Below are 1529 nucleotides of genomic sequence, written 5' to 3'. Positions count from 1 at the left end.
GGCTGGGTCCAGGGGTGCGGTCGCGGAAGTCACGCCTCCATTGTCCCTGCAATGGAGTCCTGGCCATCCATCCGGCGCCGCGCCGCTGTGCCGGCGCTACGGGCGCGCGGCCAGCAGCGTCTTGCCGCTCGCGACGGCGCGGATTTCAATGCTGCGGATATCGGCTCTCGGGACAACCGTGGTGGCCGTCGGCGTCGCCACTGTCCCCGGCGTTGCCGTCCAGGTGGCCACCTGGGTCGTGGCGCCGCGGGAGTCGACAACCACCAATCCGTACTCTTCCGGCGCGCGGAGACCACCCGGCAGAGCGTAGTCGGCCGGGGACGGCGTGTACGTGCACTGCCAGTCGATCTGCGTTCCCCACGGCTGCGTGGTCAGGGATCCGGTGGCCACCATGGCGCTGTCGGCGACCGGCGTGAAGTCCAGGGCCGTCGCGGATGCGGCCTGGATCTGGGCAGCCGGGGGCGGGGAGGCCGTGACCTCAACGTAAACCGCGCCTGCGGCGGCAGCGGCGCCCAGCATGATCCCGGCGACAGCCAGGCGGGTGCGCCGGCGGCCGCGCTGGACCTTATGCGCCAGCCCGGGCTGCAACGTCGGCGTCCGCCGTTCGCCGTCCGTCCGCCCGAGGGACTGGGCTTCCTCGGGTGAGAGTGCTGCCAGCAGCGACGGCAGTCCGGCAAGGTCGGCGACGGCGGCCCTGCAGCCCGCGCAGCCGGACAAGTGCTCCTCGAACTCGCGCCGCTCCGAGGAGATGAGGGAACCCAGCACGTACGCGGCATCCCAGCGGCGGTACTCATCGGTTCCGTTCTGGTTCATGGCGTCACGCCTCCCTCCTGCAGGGCCAGCCGCATCGCCCTCAGCGCGTAGTGCAGGCGCGACTTCACCGTTCCCTCGGCCAGTTGAAGATTTTGCGCGATCTCGGCGGTCGTCTCCCGCAAATAGTACGAATGAATGACGACGGCCCGGTGCTCGGCGGACAGCCCGGCGAGCGCATCCGAGACAAGCCACCCGTCCAGGATCCTGTCGACCCGGTCCGCCTCCGGAATCTCAGGCAGCTGATCGGTTCCCGTTTCGTGCCGGCGCCGGGCGCTGCGCCGGTCATCAATGACGAGGTTGCGGGCAACCGTGTAAAGCCAGGCCCGCACCGCCGTCTCCGGGCGCCGCAGAATCGCCGGGTGTTTCCACGCGCGGATCAGCGTCTCCTGCACGACGTCATCCGCCAGGGCGCTGTCACGGGTCATCCCCATGACGAACCGCCATAGCGCCGGGCCGTAAGCCTCCTGCAGCGATCGCAGTAACTCGGCCTCCTGATCGGACATTTCCGCCTCCTTGGAGGTAGGACGACGCCGGGCGGCAAACAGTTCACTTACGCCCGGCGCGGTCGATGGCCGCAGCCGGCGTTGAACCTGCAGGCTGCCGGAACCGTTGTAGGGACAGGTCCGGCCGCCCCTGGCCGGCCATCCCAAAGGAGAGCACAATGAAGATTCTTCGCCCGGCGACTGCCGCCGCGGCGTTGGGCGCCATCCTGCTGC

2 protein-coding genes are annotated in these 1529 nt (G+C 69.7%); both read right to left on the bottom strand.

Translation table 11 applies throughout. The annotated features are described in order from the left end of the window. Positions 1 to 96: 96 nt before the first annotated feature. Complete coding sequence (locus LQV45_RS31600) at positions 97 to 813, bottom strand: anti-sigma factor (RefSeq protein ID WP_230011360.1); 717 nt, start codon at positions 811 to 813, stop codon at positions 97 to 99. Continuing rightward, positions 810 to 1316, bottom strand: coding sequence for a sigma-70 family RNA polymerase sigma factor (locus tag LQV45_RS31595; protein ID WP_230011359.1), 507 nt, complete (start codon positions 1314 to 1316; stop codon positions 810 to 812). Before LQV45_RS31595 ends, LQV45_RS31600 begins: the two co-directional genes overlap by 4 nt. Positions 1317 to 1529 lie beyond the last annotated feature (213 nt).

This window comes from Microbacterium sp. Bi128, from assembly GCF_918698205.1.
The sequence above is the reverse complement of the archived record's forward strand: the minus strand, read 5'-3'. Positions and strand labels throughout refer to the sequence as shown.

Coding starts and splice junctions, on each gene's coding strand:
- LQV45_RS31600 (WP_230011360.1), bottom strand. CDS start 813: ATGAACCAGAACGGAACCGATGAGTACCGCCGCTGGGATGCCGCGTAC.
- LQV45_RS31595 (WP_230011359.1), bottom strand. CDS start 1,316: ATGTCCGATCAGGAGGCCGAGTTACTGCGATCGCTGCAGGAGGCTTAC.